General features: G+C 62.5%; 14 protein-coding genes and 1 tRNA gene. All 15 read left to right on the top strand.

Features of this window, described 5'->3' with window-relative positions:
• On the top strand, nucleotides 1-77 hold a 77-nt coding region (locus AC1RQF_RS32225; protein WP_291430591.1), incomplete at its 5' end, for an EF-Tu C-terminal domain-related protein.
• Between the two features lie 58 nt (nucleotides 78-135).
• A tRNA-Trp gene (locus AC1RQF_RS32220) sits at nucleotides 136-211 on the top strand.
• Nucleotides 212-248: 37 nt separating this feature from the next.
• Nucleotides 249-629: a preprotein translocase subunit SecE gene (secE, locus tag AC1RQF_RS32215; RefSeq protein ID WP_274000643.1), complete on the top strand. Its 381-nt coding sequence runs from the start codon at nucleotides 249-251 to the stop codon at nucleotides 627-629.
• Between the two features lies 1 nt (nucleotide 630).
• Nucleotides 631-1,188: a transcription termination/antitermination protein NusG gene (nusG, locus tag AC1RQF_RS32210; RefSeq protein ID WP_004525645.1), complete on the top strand. Its 558-nt coding sequence runs from the start codon at nucleotides 631-633 to the stop codon at nucleotides 1,186-1,188.
• 144 nt (nucleotides 1,189-1,332) lie between these two features.
• Nucleotides 1,333-1,764 (top strand): 50S ribosomal protein L11, encoded by a 432-nt coding sequence (gene rplK, locus AC1RQF_RS32205; protein WP_252986273.1) that lies wholly within the window; start codon nucleotides 1,333-1,335, stop codon nucleotides 1,762-1,764.
• The gene (rplA, locus tag AC1RQF_RS32200) at nucleotides 1,765-2,460 is read left to right on the top strand and encodes a 50S ribosomal protein L1 (RefSeq protein WP_274000644.1); all 696 of its coding nucleotides are present in this window, start codon (nucleotides 1,765-1,767) and stop codon (nucleotides 2,458-2,460) included. It abuts the gene before it with no gap.
• Nucleotides 2,461-2,750: 290 nt separating this feature from the next.
• Nucleotides 2,751-3,248: a 50S ribosomal protein L10 gene (gene rplJ / locus AC1RQF_RS32195; RefSeq protein WP_492874110.1), complete on the top strand. Its 498-nt coding sequence runs from the start codon at nucleotides 2,751-2,753 to the stop codon at nucleotides 3,246-3,248.
• 63 nt (nucleotides 3,249-3,311) lie between these two features.
• Nucleotides 3,312-3,683, top strand: coding sequence for a 50S ribosomal protein L7/L12 (rplL, locus tag AC1RQF_RS32190; RefSeq protein ID WP_274000646.1), 372 nt, complete (start codon nucleotides 3,312-3,314; stop codon nucleotides 3,681-3,683).
• A 363-nt stretch (nucleotides 3,684-4,046) separates the two neighbouring features.
• Nucleotides 4,047-8,153, top strand: a complete 4,107-nt coding sequence (gene rpoB, locus AC1RQF_RS32185) for a DNA-directed RNA polymerase subunit beta (RefSeq protein WP_274000648.1) — start codon at nucleotides 4,047-4,049, stop codon at nucleotides 8,151-8,153.
• A gap of 20 nt (nucleotides 8,154-8,173) precedes the next feature.
• A complete protein-coding gene (gene rpoC, locus AC1RQF_RS32180; protein WP_274000649.1) occupies nucleotides 8,174-12,418 on the top strand; it encodes a DNA-directed RNA polymerase subunit beta' in 4,245 nt (1,414 codons plus the stop codon).
• A gap of 351 nt (nucleotides 12,419-12,769) precedes the next feature.
• Nucleotides 12,770-14,617 (top strand): DNA helicase RecQ, encoded by a 1,848-nt coding sequence (gene recQ / locus AC1RQF_RS32175; protein WP_492874107.1) that lies wholly within the window; start codon nucleotides 12,770-12,772, stop codon nucleotides 14,615-14,617.
• Between the two features lie 204 nt (nucleotides 14,618-14,821).
• On the top strand, nucleotides 14,822-15,202 hold the full coding sequence (rpsL, locus tag AC1RQF_RS32170; RefSeq protein ID WP_009689279.1) for a 30S ribosomal protein S12: 381 nt from the start codon (nucleotides 14,822-14,824) through the stop codon (nucleotides 15,200-15,202).
• Nucleotides 15,203-15,371: 169 nt separating this feature from the next.
• Nucleotides 15,372-15,842, top strand: a complete 471-nt coding sequence (rpsG, locus tag AC1RQF_RS32165; protein WP_006477195.1) for a 30S ribosomal protein S7 — start codon at nucleotides 15,372-15,374, stop codon at nucleotides 15,840-15,842.
• 122 nt (nucleotides 15,843-15,964) lie between these two features.
• Nucleotides 15,965-18,067, top strand: coding sequence for an elongation factor G (fusA, locus tag AC1RQF_RS32160; RefSeq protein ID WP_274000697.1), 2,103 nt, complete (start codon nucleotides 15,965-15,967; stop codon nucleotides 18,065-18,067).
• A gap of 39 nt (nucleotides 18,068-18,106) precedes the next feature.
• The coding region (locus tag AC1RQF_RS32155; RefSeq protein ID WP_492874138.1) for a GTP-binding protein at nucleotides 18,107-18,264 on the top strand (158 nt) is incomplete at its 3' end.

The following is an 18,264-nucleotide window of genomic DNA, read 5'->3' as shown; positions in this document are numbered from 1 at the left end:
AAGAAGGTCTGCGCTTCGCAATCCGCGAAGGCGGCCGTACCGTCGGCGCCGGCGTCGTTGCCAAGGTCCTCGAGTAAGCCAGTTATTCGTTGATCGACAGTTTTGGGGCCGGCAGTGGCCGGTCCCACATGGTTTAGGGGTATAGCTCAACTGGCAGAGCGTCGGTCTCCAAAACCGAAGGTTGGGGGTTCGATTCCCTCTGCCCCTGCCACTTGCCACGCTCGTCGTGGCGTTTGTTTTAAGGTGTTATGGCGAATCCTTCCGTCGAAACTGTAAATACCTCCGGCGATAAGCTAATGCTGGCCCTGGGCGTATTGTTGGTCTTGGCCGGATTTGCGGGCTTCTTCTTGCTGGGTGGCAAGGAGTGGTACGTCCGCGGCGCTGCGTTGGCAGTGGGGGTTGTCGCCGGTGCGGCCGTTGCGCTGATGTCGCTTCCGGGCAAAGGCTTCATTGCTTTCGCCAAGGATTCGTATCGCGAAGTGCGCAAGGTGGTCTGGCCCACGCGCAAGGAAGCCACGCAAACCACGCTCGTCGTGTTCGGCTTTGTGCTGGTGATGGCGCTCTTTCTTTGGCTGAGTGACAAGTCCATCGAATGGGCGATTTTCTCGGTGATTCTGGGTTGGAAATGATATGAGCGATACTCCGGCATCCCCGAGTGGAAAACGTTGGTACGTCGTGCACGCCTACTCCGGTATGGAGAAGAGCGTGCAGCGCGCGCTTCAGGAGCGCATCGAACGTGCTGGCATGCAGGACAAGTTCGGCCAGATCCTGGTTCCTACCGAGGAAGTGGTCGAGGTCAAGGGCGGCCACAAGGCCGTCACCGAACGTCGTTTCTTCCCCGGCTACGTGCTGGTCGAAATGGAAATGACGGACGAAACCTGGCACCTCGTGAAGAATACCGCGAAGGTCACCGGTTTCGTGGGCGGCGCCCGTAACCGCCCGAGCCCGATTTCCCCGCGGGAAGTCGAAAAGATCATGTCGCAGATGCAGGAAGGCGTGGAGAAGCCGCGCCCGAAGACCCTGTTCGAAGTCGGCGAGATGGTTCGGGTGAAGGAAGGTCCGTTCACCGACTTCAACGGTACGGTCGAAGAAGTGAACTACGAAAAGTCGCGTGTGCGCGTTTCGGTCACCATCTTCGGTCGCGCGACGCCGGTCGAGCTCGAATTCGGTCAGGTCGAGAAGGTCTAACAAGATTCAGGTGGGCAGCCCCAGGGTTGCCCACTTTTCGCGCTTACGGTCCGCGTCAATGACCGTTGAGGAGCGCCAGTAGTCGCAAGACGAACCCGCGTTATCACTCACCGGACGCTTAGGCGTTCCAACGAGGTTTTCAAAATGGCAAAGAAGATCATCGGCTTTATCAAGCTGCAGATTCCTGCAGGTAAAGCCAATCCGTCGCCGCCGGTCGGTCCGGCGCTGGGCCAACGCGGCCTGAACATCATGGAGTTCTGCAAGGCGTTCAACGCGCAGACTCAAGGCATGGAGCCGGGCCTGCCGGTGCCGGTGGTCATCACGGCATTCGCGGACAAGAGCTTCACGTTCGTGATGAAGACGCCGCCGGCGACCGTCCTGATCAAGAAGGCGGCCAAGGTGGACAAGGGTTCGAGCAAGCCGCACACCGACAAGGTCGGCACGATCACCCGCGCGCAAGCAGAAGAAATCGCCAAGACCAAGATGCCCGACCTCACGGCGGCTGATCTGGACGCAGCTGTTCGCACCATCGCTGGTAGCGCACGCTCGATGGGCATCACCGTGGAGGGTGTGTAAATGGCTAAGATCTCGAAGCGCCGTCAGGCATTCGCCGCTAAGGTCGACCGTCAGAAGCTGTACGCGATCGAAGACGCACTGGCACTCGTGAAGGAATGCGCGAGCGCGAAGTTCAACGAATCGATCGACGTGGCTGTCCAGCTCGGCATTGATGCGAAGAAGTCGGACCAGGTCGTTCGCGGCTCGGTCGTGCTGCCCGCAGGTACCGGCAAGTCGGTGCGCGTCGCCGTGTTCGCGCAAGGCGAGAAGGCCGAGCAGGCGCGTGCCGCCGGCGCGGAAGTGGTCGGCATGGAAGATCTGGCTGAACAGATCAAGGCCGGTCAAATGGATTTCGACATCGTGATCGCTTCGCCGGACACGATGCGGGTCGTCGGTACGCTCGGCCAGATCCTCGGCCCGCGCGGCCTGATGCCGAACCCGAAGGTCGGCACCGTGACGCCGGACGTCGCGACTGCCGTGAAGAACGCGAAGGCGGGTCAGGTGCAGTTCCGTGTCGACAAGGCCGGTATCATCCACGCGACCATCGGCCGCGCATCGTTCGAAGCCGCCGCACTGCGCTCGAACCTGTCGGCACTCGTCGAGGCGCTGCAAAAGGCAAAGCCGGCGACGAGCAAGGGCGTGTACCTGCGCAAGATCGCACTGTCCAGCACCATGGGTGTGGGCGTGCGCGTCGACCAGGCTACGCTGGCCGCGTAAAGCAATTCAAGCCGCTCCGCGCTGGAGCGGCTTTCTGGGCTTTGGGCGGTTGTCCCGCGCAGTGTGGCGGGGCAACCGGTTATCAAAGACCGTTGGTGGGCGGGCAGCAGTCAGGCAAGCCCTTAATTCAAGCCAACGTAGATGGCGAACCCGAAAAAGTTTTGCAGTGGTGAAGCCGGAAGGCGGAGCGATCCGCGATATCCGGTGGAAATACTCCTAACGAGTCGGACGCCGTTGTTGAACGAGGTACGCGAGGCTCACGCCGACCGTATCGTTTCTGGAGGCTGACCGTGCCGCTTAATAGAGAAGACAAGCAAGCCGTCGTCGCTGAGGTTGCCGCGCAAGTCGCGAAGGCCCAGACCGTTGTGCTGGCTGAGTATCGTGGAATTGCGGTTGGCGATCTGACCAAGCTGCGCGCGCAAGCGCGTGAGCAAAAGGTTTACCTGCGCGTGTTGAAGAATACGCTGGCGCGCCGCGCCGTCGAAGGTACGCCGTTTGCTCCGCTGGCAGAGCAGATGACTGGCCCCCTGATCTACGGCATCTCGGAAGATGCAATTGCTGCTGCCAAGGTCGTCAACGACTTCGGCAAGAGCAATGACAAGCTGATCATCAAGGCGGGCTCGTTCGATGGCAAGGTGATGGACAAGGCAGGCGTGCAAGCGCTGGCCAGCATCCCGAGCCGCGAAGAACTGCTCTCGAAGCTGCTGTTCGTCATGCAGTCGCCTGTTTCGGGCTTCGCGCGCGCACTGGCTGCGCTCGCCGAGAAGAAGCAAGTCGAAGCTGCGTAATCGAACGCGGCTCTGCATCACAGATCGCTGGCTGTACCTGCATTCAATTTAGGAGTATTTCAAATGGCAATCGCAAAAGAAGACATTCTGGCCGCAGTCGAAGGCATGACTGTTCTGGAACTGAACGAGCTGGTCAAGGCGTTCGAAGAGAAGTTCGGCGTGTCGGCAGCTGCAGTGGCAGTCGCTGGCCCGGCAGGCGGCGCAGCTGCTGCTGTCGAAGAAAAGACCGAATTCACGGTCGTGCTGACCGAAGCCGGCGGCAACAAGGTTGCAGTCATCAAGGCTGTTCGCGAACTGACGGGCCTGGGCCTGAAGGAAGCGAAGGACCTGGTTGACGGCGCACCGAAGCCCGTCAAGGAAGGCGTGGACAAGGCAGCGGCTGACGAAGCCAAGAAGAAGCTGGAAGACGCAGGCGCGAAGGTCGAAGTCAAGTAAGTATCGGCTCGCTTTGCGAAGGCTGGCGGTTTTTCACCGCCGGCCTTTTTGTGCTTTGTGGGGACAGTGTTTTGGCACTCTTTCGGGAGGCTTGATGCTGGCCCCAGAAGCCAAAGAAAACCGCCTATCCGTGATCGAATCGGCGATTCTCTTTGTCTTCTGAAGCGACTGCAGAAGGCAAGTTTGGTCGGGCAGCGGGCATTCCAGGCATCCGCTGCCGTCAGCCAGCGGTTGGTAGCGGCCAACCACCAAGCTTCTCGGCTCGTGCCGTAGGACGGCCATCGGGTCTCAGTCGGTGAACACTCGGGTTTGACACGTCAAGGTATCCCGCCTCGATAGCGCCCGCCGTGATTCGGAGATCGTATGCACTATTCCTTCACCGAGAAGAAGCGTATTCGCAAGAGTTTCGCGAAACGCTCCATCGTTCACCAAGTTCCTTTCCTGCTGGCTACTCAGCTTGAATCATTCAGCACATTTCTGCAAGCAGATGTGCCGCCGTCGCAACGCAAGCCAGAAGGCCTCCAGGCTGCGTTTACCTCGGTTTTTCCGATCGTCTCGCACAACGGCTTCGCGCGCCTCGAGTTCGTGAGCTATGCGTTGTCGTCGCCGGCATTCAACATCAAGGAATGCCAGCAGCGCGGTCTCACCTATTGCTCGGCCCTGCGCGCGAAGGTTCGCCTCGTGCTGCTGGACAAGGAATCGCCGAGCAAGCCCGTCGTCAAGGAAGTGAAGGAGCAGGAAGTGTACATGGGCGAAATTCCGCTCATGACGCCGACCGGCTCGTTCGTGATCAACGGCACCGAGCGTGTGATCGTTTCGCAGCTGCACCGCTCGCCGGGCGTGTTCTTCGAGCACGACAAGGGCAAGACCCACAGCTCGGGCAAGCTGTTGTTCTCCGCGCGGATCATCCCCTACCGCGGTTCGTGGCTCGACTTCGAATTCGATCCGAAGGACGTGCTGTACTTCCGCGTCGACCGCCGCCGCAAGATGCCGGTCACGATCCTGCTGAAGGCGATCGGCCTGACGCCGGAACAGATCCTCGCGAACTTCTTCGTGTTCGACAACTTCACGTTGATGAACGAAGGCGCGCAGGTCGAGTTCGTGCCGGAGCGCCTGCGCGGCGAAGTCGCGCGCTTCGATATCACCGACCGTGACGGCAAGGTCATCGTCCAGAAGGACAAGCGGATCAACGCGAAGCATATTCGCGACCTCGAAGCCGCGAAGACCAAGTTCATCTCGGTGCCGGAAGACTACCTGATCGGCCGCGTGCTCGCGAAGAACGTCGTCGACGGCGACACCGGCGAAGTGATCGCGAACGCGAACGACGAAGTGACGGAAAGCGTCCTCGAGAAGCTGCGCGAAGCGAAGATCAAGGAAATCCAGACGCTCTACACGAACGATCTGGACCAGGGTCCGTACATCTCGTCCACGCTGCGCGTCGACGAAACCGCGGACAAGACCGCGGCGCGCATCGCGATCTACCGCATGATGCGTCCGGGCGAACCGCCGACGGAAGAAGCGGTCGAGGCGCTGTTCAACCGCCTGTTCTACAGCGAAGACGCATACGACCTGTCGAAGGTCGGCCGCATGAAGTTCAATCGCCGCGTCGGCCGTGACGAAATCGTCGGCCCGATGACGCTGGAAGACGACGACATCCTCGCGACGATCAAGATCCTCGTCGAGCTGCGCAACGGCAAGGGCGAAGTCGACGATATCGATCACTTGGGCAACCGTCGCGTGCGTTGCGTCGGCGAACTGGCGGAAAACCAGTTCCGCGCCGGTCTCGTGCGCGTCGAGCGCGCGGTCAAGGAACGCCTCGGCCAGGCCGAAAGCGAAAACCTGATGCCGCACGACCTGATCAACTCGAAGCCGATTTCGTCGGCGATCCGCGAGTTCTTCGGTTCGTCGCAGCTGTCGCAGTTCATGGACCAGACCAACCCGCTGTCGGAAATCACGCACAAGCGCCGCGTTTCCGCACTGGGCCCGGGCGGTCTGACGCGTGAGCGCGCGGGCTTCGAAGTCCGTGACGTGCACCCGACCCACTACGGCCGCGTGTGCCCGATCGAAACGCCGGAAGGTCCGAACATCGGCCTGATCAACTCGCTCGCGCTGTACGCGCACCTGAACGAGTATGGCTTCCTCGAGACGCCGTACCGCAAGGTCGTGGACAGCAAGGTGACCGACCAGATCGACTACCTGTCGGCGATCGAGGAAGGCCGCTACATGATCGCGCAGGCGAACGCCGCGATCGACGAGAGCGGCACGCTGGTCGACGAACTCGTGTCGTCGCGCGAGGCCGGCGAAACCATGATGGTCACGCCGGACCGCATCCAGTACATGGACGTGGCGCCGTCGCAGATCGTGTCGGTGGCAGCCTCGCTGATTCCGTTCCTCGAGCACGATGATGCGAACCGCGCATTGATGGGTTCGAACATGCAGCGTCAGGCCGTGCCGTGCCTGCGCCCGGAGAAGCCGGTCGTCGGGACGGGCATCGAGCGCACCTGCGCGGTCGACTCGGGCACCACGGTCCAGGCGTTCCGCGGCGGCGTGGTCGATTACGTCGACGCAGGCCGTATCGTGATTCGCGTGAACGACGACGAAGCCGTCGCCGGTGAAGTCGGCGTCGACATCTACAACCTGATCAAGTACACGCGTTCGAACCAGAACACGAACATCAACCAGCGTCCGATCGTGAAGATGGGCGACAAGGTCTCGCGCGGCGACGTGCTGGCCGACGGCGCCTCGACGGATCTGGGCGAGCTCGCGCTCGGCCAGAACATGCTGATCGCGTTCATGCCCTGGAACGGCTACAACTTCGAGGATTCGATCCTGATCTCGGAGAAGGTCGTGGCCGACGATCGCTACACGTCGATTCACATCGAAGAACTGAACGTCGTCGCACGCGACACGAAGCTCGGACCGGAAGAAATCACGCGCGATATCTCGAATCTCGCGGAAGTCCAGCTCGGCCGTCTCGACGAATCGGGCATCGTGTACATCGGCGCGGAAGTCGAAGCGGGCGACGTGATGGTCGGCAAGGTCACGCCGAAGGGCGAGACCCAGCTGACGCCGGAAGAGAAGCTGCTGCGCGCGATCTTCGGCGAGAAGGCTTCGGACGTGAAGGACACCTCGCTGCGCGTGCCGTCGGGCATGAGCGGCACGGTGATCGACGTCCAGGTGTTCACGCGCGAAGGCATCCAGCGCGACAAGCGCGCGCAACAGATCATCGACGATGAACTGAAGCGCTATCGCCTGGACCTGAACGACCAGCTGCGCATCGTGGAAGGCGACGCGTTCCAGCGTCTCGCGCGCATGCTCGTGGGCAAGGTCGCGAACGGCGGTCCGAAGAAGCTCGCGAAGGGCACGAAGATCGACCAGGCTTACCTGGAAGACCTCGACCACTACCACTGGTTCGACATCCGCCTCGCGGAAGACGAAGCCGCCGCGCAGCTCGAAGCGATCAAGAACTCGATCGAAGAGAAGCGCCACCAGTTCGACCTCGCGTTCGAAGAGAAGCGCAAGAAGCTCACCCAGGGCGACGAACTGCCGCCGGGCGTGCTGAAGATGGTCAAGGTGTACCTCGCGGTCAAGCGTCGCCTGCAGCCTGGCGACAAGATGGCAGGCCGCCACGGCAACAAGGGCGTCGTGTCGAAGATCGTGCCGGTCGAAGACATGCCGTACATGGCCGACGGCCGTCCGGCCGACGTCGTGCTGAACCCGCTCGGCGTGCCGTCGCGGATGAACGTGGGTCAGGTTCTCGAAGTGCACCTCGGCTGGGCCGCGAAGGGCCTCGGCTGGCGGATCGGCGAGATGCTGCAGCGTCAGGCGAAGATCGAGGAAATGCGCATCTTCCTGACGAAGATCTACAACGAGTCGGGCCGCGCGGAAGATCTGGAAAGCTTCACCGACGACGAAATCCTCGAACTCGCGCGGAACCTGCGCGAAGGCGTGCCGTTCGCGACGCCGGTGTTCGACGGTGCGACCGAGGAAGAAATGGCCAAGATGCTCGACCTGGCCTTCCCGGACGAGATCGCGGAACAGCTCGGCATGAACGAGTCGAAGAACCAGGTCCGCCTGTACGACGGCCGCACGGGCGAGATGTTCGAGCGCCGCGTCACGCTGGGCTACATGCACTACCTGAAGCTGCACCACTTGGTCGACGACAAGATGCACGCGCGTTCGACGGGCCCGTACTCGCTCGTCACGCAGCAGCCGCTCGGCGGCAAGGCGCAGTTCGGCGGCCAGCGTTTCGGTGAAATGGAAGTGTGGGCGCTCGAAGCATACGGCGCGTCCTACGTGCTGCAGGAAATGCTGACGGTGAAGTCGGACGACGTGAACGGCCGGACCAAGGTCTATGAGAACCTGGTCAAGGGCGATCACGTGATCGATGCAGGCATGCCGGAATCCTTCAACGTGCTGGTGAAGGAAATCCGCTCGCTCGGTATCGACATCGATCTCGACCGCAATTAATCGGACTACGGAGAGAAGCAATGAAAGCTCTGCTCGATCTATTCAAGCAAGTCCAACAAGAAGAAGTTTTCGACGCGATCAAGATCGGTCTGGCTTCGCCGGACAAGATCCGCTCCTGGTCGTTCGGTGAGGTGAAGAAGCCGGAGACCATCAACTACCGCACCTTCAAGCCGGAGCGGGATGGTCTGTTCTGCGCGAAGATCTTCGGGCCGATCAAGGACTACGAGTGCCTGTGCGGCAAGTACAAGCGCCTCAAGCACCGTGGCGTGATCTGCGAGAAGTGCGGCGTCGAAGTCACGCTCGCGAAGGTCCGCCGCGAGCGGATGGGCCACATCGAACTGGCTTCGCCCGTCGCGCACATCTGGTTCCTGAAGTCGCTGCCGTCGCGTCTGGGCATGGTGCTCGACATGACGCTGCGCGACATCGAGCGCGTGCTGTACTTCGAAGCGTACGTGGTGATCGAACCGGGCATGACGCCGCTGAAGGCGCGGCAGATCATGACCGAAGAGGATTACTACAACAAGGTCGAGGAATACGGCGACGAATTCCGCGCCGAGATGGGCGCGGAAGGCGTGCGCGAGCTGCTGCGTGCGATCAACATCGACGAGCAGGTCGAGACGCTGCGCACCGAGCTGAAGAACACCGGCTCGGAAGCGAAGATCAAGAAGTACGCGAAGCGCCTGAAGGTCCTCGAGGCATTCCAGCGTTCGGGCATCAAGCCCGAGTGGATGATTCTCGAAGTGCTGCCGGTGCTGCCGCCGGAACTGCGTCCGCTCGTGCCGCTCGACGGCGGCCGTTTCGCGACCTCGGACCTGAACGACCTGTATCGCCGCGTGATCAACCGGAACAACCGGTTGAAGCGTCTGCTCGAGCTGAAGGCGCCCGAGATCATCGTCCGCAACGAAAAGCGGATGCTGCAGGAAGCCGTCGACTCGCTGCTCGACAACGGTCGCCGCGGCAAGGCGATGACGGGCGCGAACAAGCGTCCGCTGAAGTCGCTCGCCGACATGATCAAGGGTAAGGGCGGTCGTTTCCGTCAGAACCTGCTGGGCAAGCGCGTCGACTACTCGGGCCGTTCGGTGATCGTGGTCGGCCCGACGCTCAAGCTGCACCAGTGCGGCCTGCCGAAGCTGATGGCGCTCGAGCTGTTCAAGCCGTTCATCTTCAACAAGCTGGAAGTGATGGGCGTCGCGACGACCATCAAGGCGGCGAAGAAGGAAGTCGAGAACCAGACGCCGGTGGTGTGGGACATCCTCGAAGAGGTGATCCGCGAGCATCCGGTGATGCTGAACCGCGCGCCGACGCTGCACCGTCTCGGTATCCAGGCGTTCGAGCCGGTGCTGATCGAAGGCAAGGCAATCCAGCTGCACCCGCTCGTTTGCGCGGCGTTCAACGCCGACTTCGACGGTGACCAGATGGCCGTTCACGTGCCGCTGTCGCTCGAAGCGCAGATGGAAGCGCGCACGCTGATGCTCGCGTCGAACAACGTGCTGTTCCCGGCCAACGGCGATCCGTCGATCGTGCCGTCGCAGGATATCGTGCTGGGTCTGTACTACGCGACCCGCGAGGCGATCAATGCGAAGGGCGAGGGCCTGACGTTCACCGGCGTGTCGGAAGTGCTCCGCGCGTACGAGAACAAGGAAGTCGAGCTGGCCTCGCGCGTCAACGTGCGGATCACCGAAATGGTCCACAACGAAGACACGTCGGAAGGCGCGCCGCAGTTCGTGCCGAAGATCTCGCTGTACGCGACGACCGTCGGCCGCGCGATCCTGTCGGAGATCCTGCCGCACGGCCTGCCGTTCTCGGTGCTGAACAAGCCGCTGAAGAAGAAGGAAATCTCGCGCCTGATCAACACCGCGTTCCGCAAGTGCGGTCTGCGCGCGACGGTGGTGTTCGCCGACCAGCTGATGCAGTCGGGCTTCCGTCTCGCGACGCGCGCCGGCATCTCGATCTGCGTGGACGACATGCTCGTGCCGCCGCAGAAGGAGACGATCGTCGGTGACGCCGCGAAGAAGGTGAAGGAGTACGACCGCCAGTACATGTCGGGTCTCGTCACCGCGCAAGAGCGCTACAACAACGTGGTCGACATCTGGTCGGCGACGTCGGAAGCGGTCGGCAAGGCGATGATGGAGCAGCTGTCGACGGAGCCGGTGACGGATCGCGACGGCAAGGAAACGCGCCAGGAATCGTTCAACTCGATCTACATGATGGCCGACTCGGGCGCCCGGGGTTCCGCGGTGCAGATTCGTCAGCTGGCCGGGATGCGCGGCCTGATGGCGAAGCCGGACGGCTCCATTATCGAGACGCCGATTACCGCGAACTTCCGCGAAGGCCTGAACGTGTTGCAGTACTTCATCTCGACCCACGGTGCACGTAAGGGTCTGGCTGATACGGCACTGAAGACCGCGAACTCGGGTTACCTGACGCGTCGTCTCGTCGACGTGACGCAGGATCTGGTGGTGGTCGAGGACGATTGCGGCACCTCCAACGGCGTGGCGATGAAGGCGCTGGTCGAAGGCGGTGAAGTGGTCGAGGCGCTGCGCGACCGGATTCTCGGCCGCGTCGCCGTGGCGGACGTCGTCAATCCGGAAACGCAGGAAACGCTGTTCGAATCGGGCACGCTGCTCGACGAAGACGCGGTCGAGGACATCGAACGCCTGGGCATCGACGAAGTGCGCGTGCGCACCGCGCTGACCTGCGAGACGCGCTACGGTCTGTGCGCGGCCTGCTATGGCCGCGATCTGGGCCGCGGCTCGCTCGTGAACGTCGGCGAAGCGGTCGGCGTGATCGCGGCGCAGTCGATCGGCGAGCCGGGTACGCAGCTGACGATGCGGACGTTCCACATCGGTGGCGCGGCATCGCGTGCGGCAGTGGCGTCGTCGGTCGAGGCGAAGAGCAACGGTACGGTGCGCTTCACCGCGACGATGCGCTACGTGACCAACGCGAAGGGCGAGCAGATCGTCATCTCGCGTTCGGGCGAGGCGATGATCACCGACGAATTCGGCCGTGAGCGCGAGCGTCACAAGGTCCCGTACGGCGCGACGCTGCTGCAGCTCGACGGCGCGCTGATCAAGGCGGGCACGCAGCTCGCCACGTGGGATCCGCTGACGCGTCCGATCATCACCGAGTACGGTGGTACGGTGAAGTTCGAAAACGTCGAGGAAGGCGTGACGGTCGCGAAGCAGATCGACGACGTCACGGGTCTGTCGACCCTCGTCGTGATCGACGTGAAACGCCGCGGTTCGCAGGCGGCGAAGAGCGTGCGTCCGCAGGTCAAGCTGCTCGACGCGAACGGCGACGAAGTGAAGATCCCGGGCACCGAGCATGCCGTGCAGATCGGCTTCCAGGTCGGCGCGCTGATCACCGTGAAGGACGGCCAGCAGGTGCAGGTGGGTGAAGTGCTCGCACGTATCCCGACCGAAGCGCAGAAGACGCGTGACATTACCGGCGGTCTGCCGCGGGTGGCGGAACTGTTCGAAGCGCGTTCGCCGAAGGATGCGGGCATTCTCGCGGAAGTCACCGGCACGACGTCGTTCGGCAAGGACACGAAGGGCAAGCAGCGTCTCGTCATCACGGACCTCGAAGGCAATCAGCACGAGTTCCTGATCGCGAAGGAAAAGCAGGTGCTGGTCCACGATGCTCAGGTCGTCAACAAGGGCGAAATGATCGTGGACGGCCCGGCCGATCCGCACGACATCCTGCGTCTGCAGGGTATCGAGGCGCTGTCGCGCTACATCGTCGACGAAGTGCAGGACGTGTACCGTCTGCAGGGCGTGAAGATCAACGACAAGCACATCGAGGTGATCGTTCGCCAGATGCTGCGTCGTGTGCAGATCACCGACAACGGCGATACGCGCTTCATCCCGGGCGAGCAGGTCGAGCGTTCGGACATGCTGGACGAAAACGATCGCATGATCGCGGAGGACAAGCGTCCGGCAACGTACGAGAACATCCTGCTGGGTATCACGAAGGCGTCGCTGTCGACCGATTCGTTCATCTCGGCGGCATCGTTCCAGGAAACGACCCGCGTGCTGACCGAAGCGGCGATCATGGGCAAGCGCGACGATCTGCGCGGCCTGAAGGAAAATGTGATCGTCGGTCGTCTGATCCCGGCCGGTACCGGTCTTGCGTTCCACAAGGCGCGCAAGAACAAGGAAACGGCGGATCGCGAGCGTTTCGACCAGATCGCTGCGGAAGAGGCATTCGACTTCGGCACGCCGGAAACCCCGGCCGCCGCCATCGAGCCGCAGCACCCGGCGGAGTAAGCGCCAGGCGGCGCAAGCCGCCTGGCCGCTGCGCCGAGGAAGCCGCCCAGTTTCGACTGGGCGGCTTTTTTTATGGCTTGCGTCTGGGCGTGCGCGCCGGCGCGCGCATGATTTCCCGTTCGGCGTCGTTGTTTTGAGATGGGTGGAGTGCTACGGTCAGCATTCCTTGCTAAAAAAGCCGTCATGCCGGCAACCACGACGAACCTCCGGTTTCCGCGGCGTTGCCGAGCGGGCCCGGCGGCGCGGCGAGTCGGCCGAATGGCCAGCGCGCGCACATCATTCGCATCGTCCCGCGGCGAGGTTGGTAAAATCCAGCCCCATCAGTCCTTTTTTGCCGGTACGCCTCGACCCATGTCCACCGCTCTCGAAATTCTCAACGAAGTCTTCGGCTATCCGGCCTTCCGTGGCCAGCAGGGGGAAATCGTCGAGCACGTCGCGGGCGGCGGCGATTGCCTCGTGCTGATGCCGACGGGCGGCGGCAAGTCGCTGTGCTACCAGATTCCCGCGCTGCTGCGTCACAGCGCCGGGCTCGGCGCCGGCATCGTCGTCTCGCCGTTGATCGCGCTGATGCAGGACCAGGTGGCCGCGATGCAGGAAGTGGGGGTGCGCGCCGCGTATCTGAACTCGACGCTGTCGGGCGCGGAGGCCGCGGCCACCGAGCGCGCGCTGCGCGAGGGCGAACTCGACCTGCTGTACGTGGCGCCCGAGCGCCTGATGACGCCCCGCTTCCTCGACCTGCTCGAGCGCGCGCGGATCGGCCTGTTCGCGATCGACGAGGCGCACTGCGTGTCGCAGTGGGGCCACGACTTCCGTCCCGAATATATCCAGCTGTCGGTGCTGCACGAGCGCTTCCCGGCCGTGCCGCGCATTGCGCTGACGGCGACCGCCGACGCGATCACGCGCGACGAGATCGTCCATCGCCTCGCGCTCGACGACGCGCGCGTGTTCGTGTCGAGCTTCGACCGGCCGAACATCCGCTACCGGATCGTCGAGAAGGACAACGCGCGCGCGCAGCTGCTCGACTTCATCCGCGCGGAACACACGAACGCGGACGGCACGACCGACGCGGGCGTCGTGTACTGCCTGTCGCGCCGCAAGGTCGAGGAGACGGCCGACTGGCTCAAGACGCAGGGCGTGCGCGCGCTGCCGTATCACGCGGGGATGGAGTTCGAGGTGCGGCAGAGGCACCAGGCGATGTTCCAGCGCGAGGAGGGGATCGTGATGTGCGCGACGATCGCCTTCGGCATGGGGATCGACAAGCCCGACGTGCGCTTTGTCGCGCACCTGGATCTGCCGAAGAGCGTCGAGGGCTATTACCAGGAAACCGGCCGTGCCGGGCGCGATGGCATGCCGGCGAACGCATGGATGGCCTACGGGCTCGGCGACGTGGTGCAGCAGCGCAAGATGATCGACGAGTCGGAGGCCGACGATGCCCACAAGCGGGTCCAGACCGGCAAGCTCGATGCGCTGCTCGGCCTGTGCGAGGCCGCGTCCTGCCGGCGCGTGCGGCTCCTCAGCTATTTCGGCGAGGACAGCCGGCCGTGCGGCAATTGCGACACCTGCCTCGAGCCGCCGGCGTCCTGGGACGCGACCCGCGAGGCGCAGATGGCCCTGTCCTGCGTGTTCCGCGCGCAGCGCGCGAGCGGCTTCAATTTCGGCGCCAGCCACCTGATCGAGATCCTGCGCGGCGGCCGCGGCGAGAAGATCCTGCAGCGCGGCCACGAGAAACTGAGCACGTTCGGGATCGGCGCCGAGCTTTCCGAACCCGAATGGCGCGCGATCTTCCGCCAACTGGTCGCGTTCGGCTATCTCGCGGTCGACCACGGCGGCTTCGGCGCGCTCGTGCTCACCGAAGCGAGCAAGCGGGTGCTCAAGGGCGAGGAGACGGTCACGCTGCGCCGCTACGTGAAGCCGGCGCGCTCGCGTCAGTCGTCGAGCCGCAGTGGAACGCGCACCGACCCGACGGCAGGCATGAATCCGCTCGAGCGCGCGCGCTGGGAGGCGCTGCGCGCGTGGCGCGCAGAAACCGCCAAGAGCGACGGCGTGCCGGCCTACGTGATCTTCCACGATGCGACCCTCGCGGAAATCGCGCGCAACGCGCCCGAATCGATCGAGGATCTGCGCCATATCCCCGGTATCGGCGCGCGCAAGCTCGACCGTTTCGGCGACGAGCTGCTCGAAGTCGTCGAGTCGGCCTGAGCCCGCCTTCCCGCCTGCCTGAAATCACGCAAGCTGTTGACTCGCTTAGGATTTTCGGAATATTATGATGGGTTCCGGTTCCTGGTAGGTCGGTTCGCGGGCGCAAGCCCGTGCGCCAGATTGGGGAATCGGAGTGTAAACGCACGTCGATTTCGCTTTGCCCGAAAGCGATGTGTCGATTTTGGTCAATTTCAGGAATAAACAATGCCAACCATCAATCAACTGGTTCGCAAAGGCCGTGAGTCGGAAACGACGAAGAGCAAGAGCCCGGCCTTGCAGGACTGCCCCCAGCGTCGCGGCGTGTGCACCCGTGTGTACACGACGACGCCGAAGAAGCCGAACTCGGCACTGCGTAAGGTCGCCAAGGTTCGTCTGACGAACGGTTTCGAAGTGATTTCGTACATCGGCGGTGAAGGCCACAACCTGCAGGAGCACTCGGTTGTGCTGATCCGCGGCGGCCGTGTGAAGGATTTGCCGGGTGTGCGTTACCACATGGTTCGCGGCTCGCTGGATACCCAGGGCGTCAAGGATCGTAAGCAAGCGCGCTCGAAGTACGGCGCGAAGCGTGCTAAGGCTGCGAAGTAAGCAGACTCTGAATGGAGATCGCCCCCGGGCGGTTAATGCGGTGGTGCCGGATTGCCGGTGCTGTCGAGTAAGTGGTCACCCGGCCAAGCTGGTTAGTCGTCAGATGTGATCGGGTTAGTTGGTGGCCGAGGAGCGATTCCGCTCCAACTGAAAAGTCAAAGGAAGAAACATGCCGCGTCGTCGCGAAGTCCCCAAGCGGGAAGTGTTGCCGGATCCGAAGTTCGGTAACGTTGATGTAGCCAAGTTCATGAACATGCTGATGCTGTCCGGCAAGAAGTCGGTCGCTGAGCGCATCGTTTATGGCGCATTCGAACAAATCCAGACCAAGGGTGGCAAGGACCCGCTGGAAGTGTTCACGGTTGCGCTCAACAACGTGAAGCCGGTGGTGGAAGTGAAGAGCCGTCGCGTTGGTGGTGCCAACTATCAGGTTCCGGTCGAAGTGCGCCCGTCGCGTCGTATGGCATTGGCGATGCGCTGGTTGCGCGAGGCTGCGAAGAAGCGTAGCGAGAAGTCGATGGCGCTCCGCCTGGCTGGTGAGCTGTCCGAAGCGGCCGAAGGCCGTGGCGGCGCCATGAAGAAGCGTGATGAAGTTCACCGGATGGCAGAGGCCAACCGGGCGTTCTCGCATTTCCGCTTCTAAGCGTCAGGCTGGGCTTAGCGGAAAAAAATTCCGGGCGGGTGCGCTTTTCGAGCGCCTCGCCCGTTTGTGTTGAGGTGCGATGCAGCGGATGCTCCGTCGCGCCAACCCCATAGAGGATCAAAGTGGCTCGTAAGACACCTATCGAGCGCTACCGCAATATCGGTATTAGCGCTCACATCGACGCCGGCAAAACGACGACGACCGAGCGCATTCTGTTCTACACCGGTGTGAACCACAAGATCGGTGAAGTGCATGACGGCGCTGCAACGATGGACTGGATGGAGCAGGAGCAGGAGCGTGGCATCACGATCACGTCCGCTGCGACCACGGCCTTCTGGAAGGGCATGGGCGGCAACTATCCGGAACACCGCATCAACATCATCGACACCCCGGGGCACGTCGACTTCACGATCGAAGTGGAGCGCTCGATGCGCGTCCTCGACGGCGCGTGCATGGTCTACTGCGCAGTGGGCGGCGTGCAGCCTCAGTCGGAAACCGTGTGGCGCCAGGCGAACAAGTACAAGGTGCCGCGTCTCGCGTTCGTCAACAAGATGGACCGTACCGGCGCGAACTTCTTCAAGGTCTACGACCAGCTGAAGACGCGTCTGAAGGCGAATCCGGTGCCGGTGGTGGTGCCGATCGGCGCGGAAGAAAGCTTCAAGGGCGTGGTCGACCTCATCAAGATGAAGGCGATCATTTGGGACGAAGCGTCGCAAGGTACGAAGTTCGACTACGTGGACATCCCGGCTGAACTCGTCGACACGTGCAACGAGTGGCGCGAGAAGATGGTCGAGGCGGCTGCCGAGTCGAGCGAAGACCTGATGAACAAGTACCTCGAAGCCGGCGATCTGGTGGAAGCGGAGATCGTGAAGGGTCTGCGCGATCGCACGATCGCTTGCGAAATCCAGCCGATGCTGTGCGGTACCGCGTTCAAGAACAAGGGTGTGCAGCGTATGCTGGACGCCGTGATCGACTTCCTGCCGTCGCCGGTCGACATTCCCCCGGTGACGGGCGAACTCGAAAACGGCGAGAAGACGGAGCGTCGTGCTGCCGACGACGAGAAGTTCTCGGCACTCGCGTTCAAGATCATGACCGACCCGTTCGTCGGCCAGTTGATCTTCTTCCGCGTGTACTCGGGCATCGTCAATTCGGGCGACACGCTGCTGAACGCGACCAAGGACAAGAAGGAGCGTCTCGGTCGTATTCTGCAGATGCATGCGAACCAGCGCGAAGAAATCAAGGAAGTGCGCGCAGGCGACATCGCGGCGGCAGTGGGCCTGAAGGAAGCGACCACGGGCGACACGCTGTGCGATCCGGCTCACCCGATCGTGCTCGAGCGCATGATTTTCCCGGAGCCGGTGATTTCGCAGGCCGTCGAGCCGAAGACGAAGGCTGACCAGGAAAAGATGGGCCTGGCGCTGAACCGTCTCGCTCAGGAAGATCCGTCGTTCCGCGTGCAGACCGACGAAGAATCGGGTCAAACGATCATTTCGGGCATGGGCGAGCTCCACCTCGAAATTCTGGTCGACCGGATGAAGCGCGAATTCGGCGTGGAAGCGACCGTCGGCAAGCCGCAGGTGGCGTACCGCGAAACCATCCGCAAGTCGGCTTCGGACGTCGAAGGCAAGTTCGTCAAGCAGTCGGGCGGTCGCGGCCAGTACGGTCACGCGGTCATCACGCTCGAGCGCAGCGAGCAGGGCAAGGGCTACGAGTTCGTCGACGCGATCAAGGGTGGTGTGATCCCGCGCGAATTCATTCCTTCGGTCGACAAGGGTATCCAGGAAACGCTGAAGAGCGGTGTGATGGCGGGCTTCCCGGTCGTCGACGTGAAGGTCACGCTGACGTTCGGTTCGTACCACGACGTCGACTCGAACGAAAATGCGTTCCGCATGGCCGGTTCGATGGCGTTCAAGGAAGCAATGCGCCGCGCGGATCCGGTTCTGCTCGAGCCGATGATGGCTGTCGAAGTGGAAACGCCTGAAGACTTCATGGGCAACGTGATGGGCGATCTGTCGGGTCGTCGCGGCATCATCCAGGGTATGGATGACATGGTCGGCGGCGGCAAGATCGTGCGCGCAGAAGTACCGCTGTCGGAAATGTTCGGCTACTCCACGTCGCTGCGCTCGCTGACGCAAGGTCGCGCAACGTACACGATGGAGTTCAAGCACTACGCTGAAGCTCCGAAGAACGTTGCTGATGCGATCATCAGCGCCAAGTCGAAGTAATTCGCTATCACAACCGATCATTTTTGAAAGAAGAGAGTCATGGCAAAAGGTAAATTTGAGCGGACCAAGCCGCACGTGAACGTTGGTACGATTGGTCACGTTGACCACGGCAAGACGACGCTGACGGCAGCGATCACGACCGTGCTGACGAAGAAATTCGGCGGCGAGGCGAAGGCCTACGACCAGATCGACGCGGC

The sequence above is a fragment of the Burkholderia sp. GW821-FHT14F03 genome (assembly GCF_058803765.1).
This window is presented reverse-complemented; position numbering and strand designations above follow the sequence as displayed.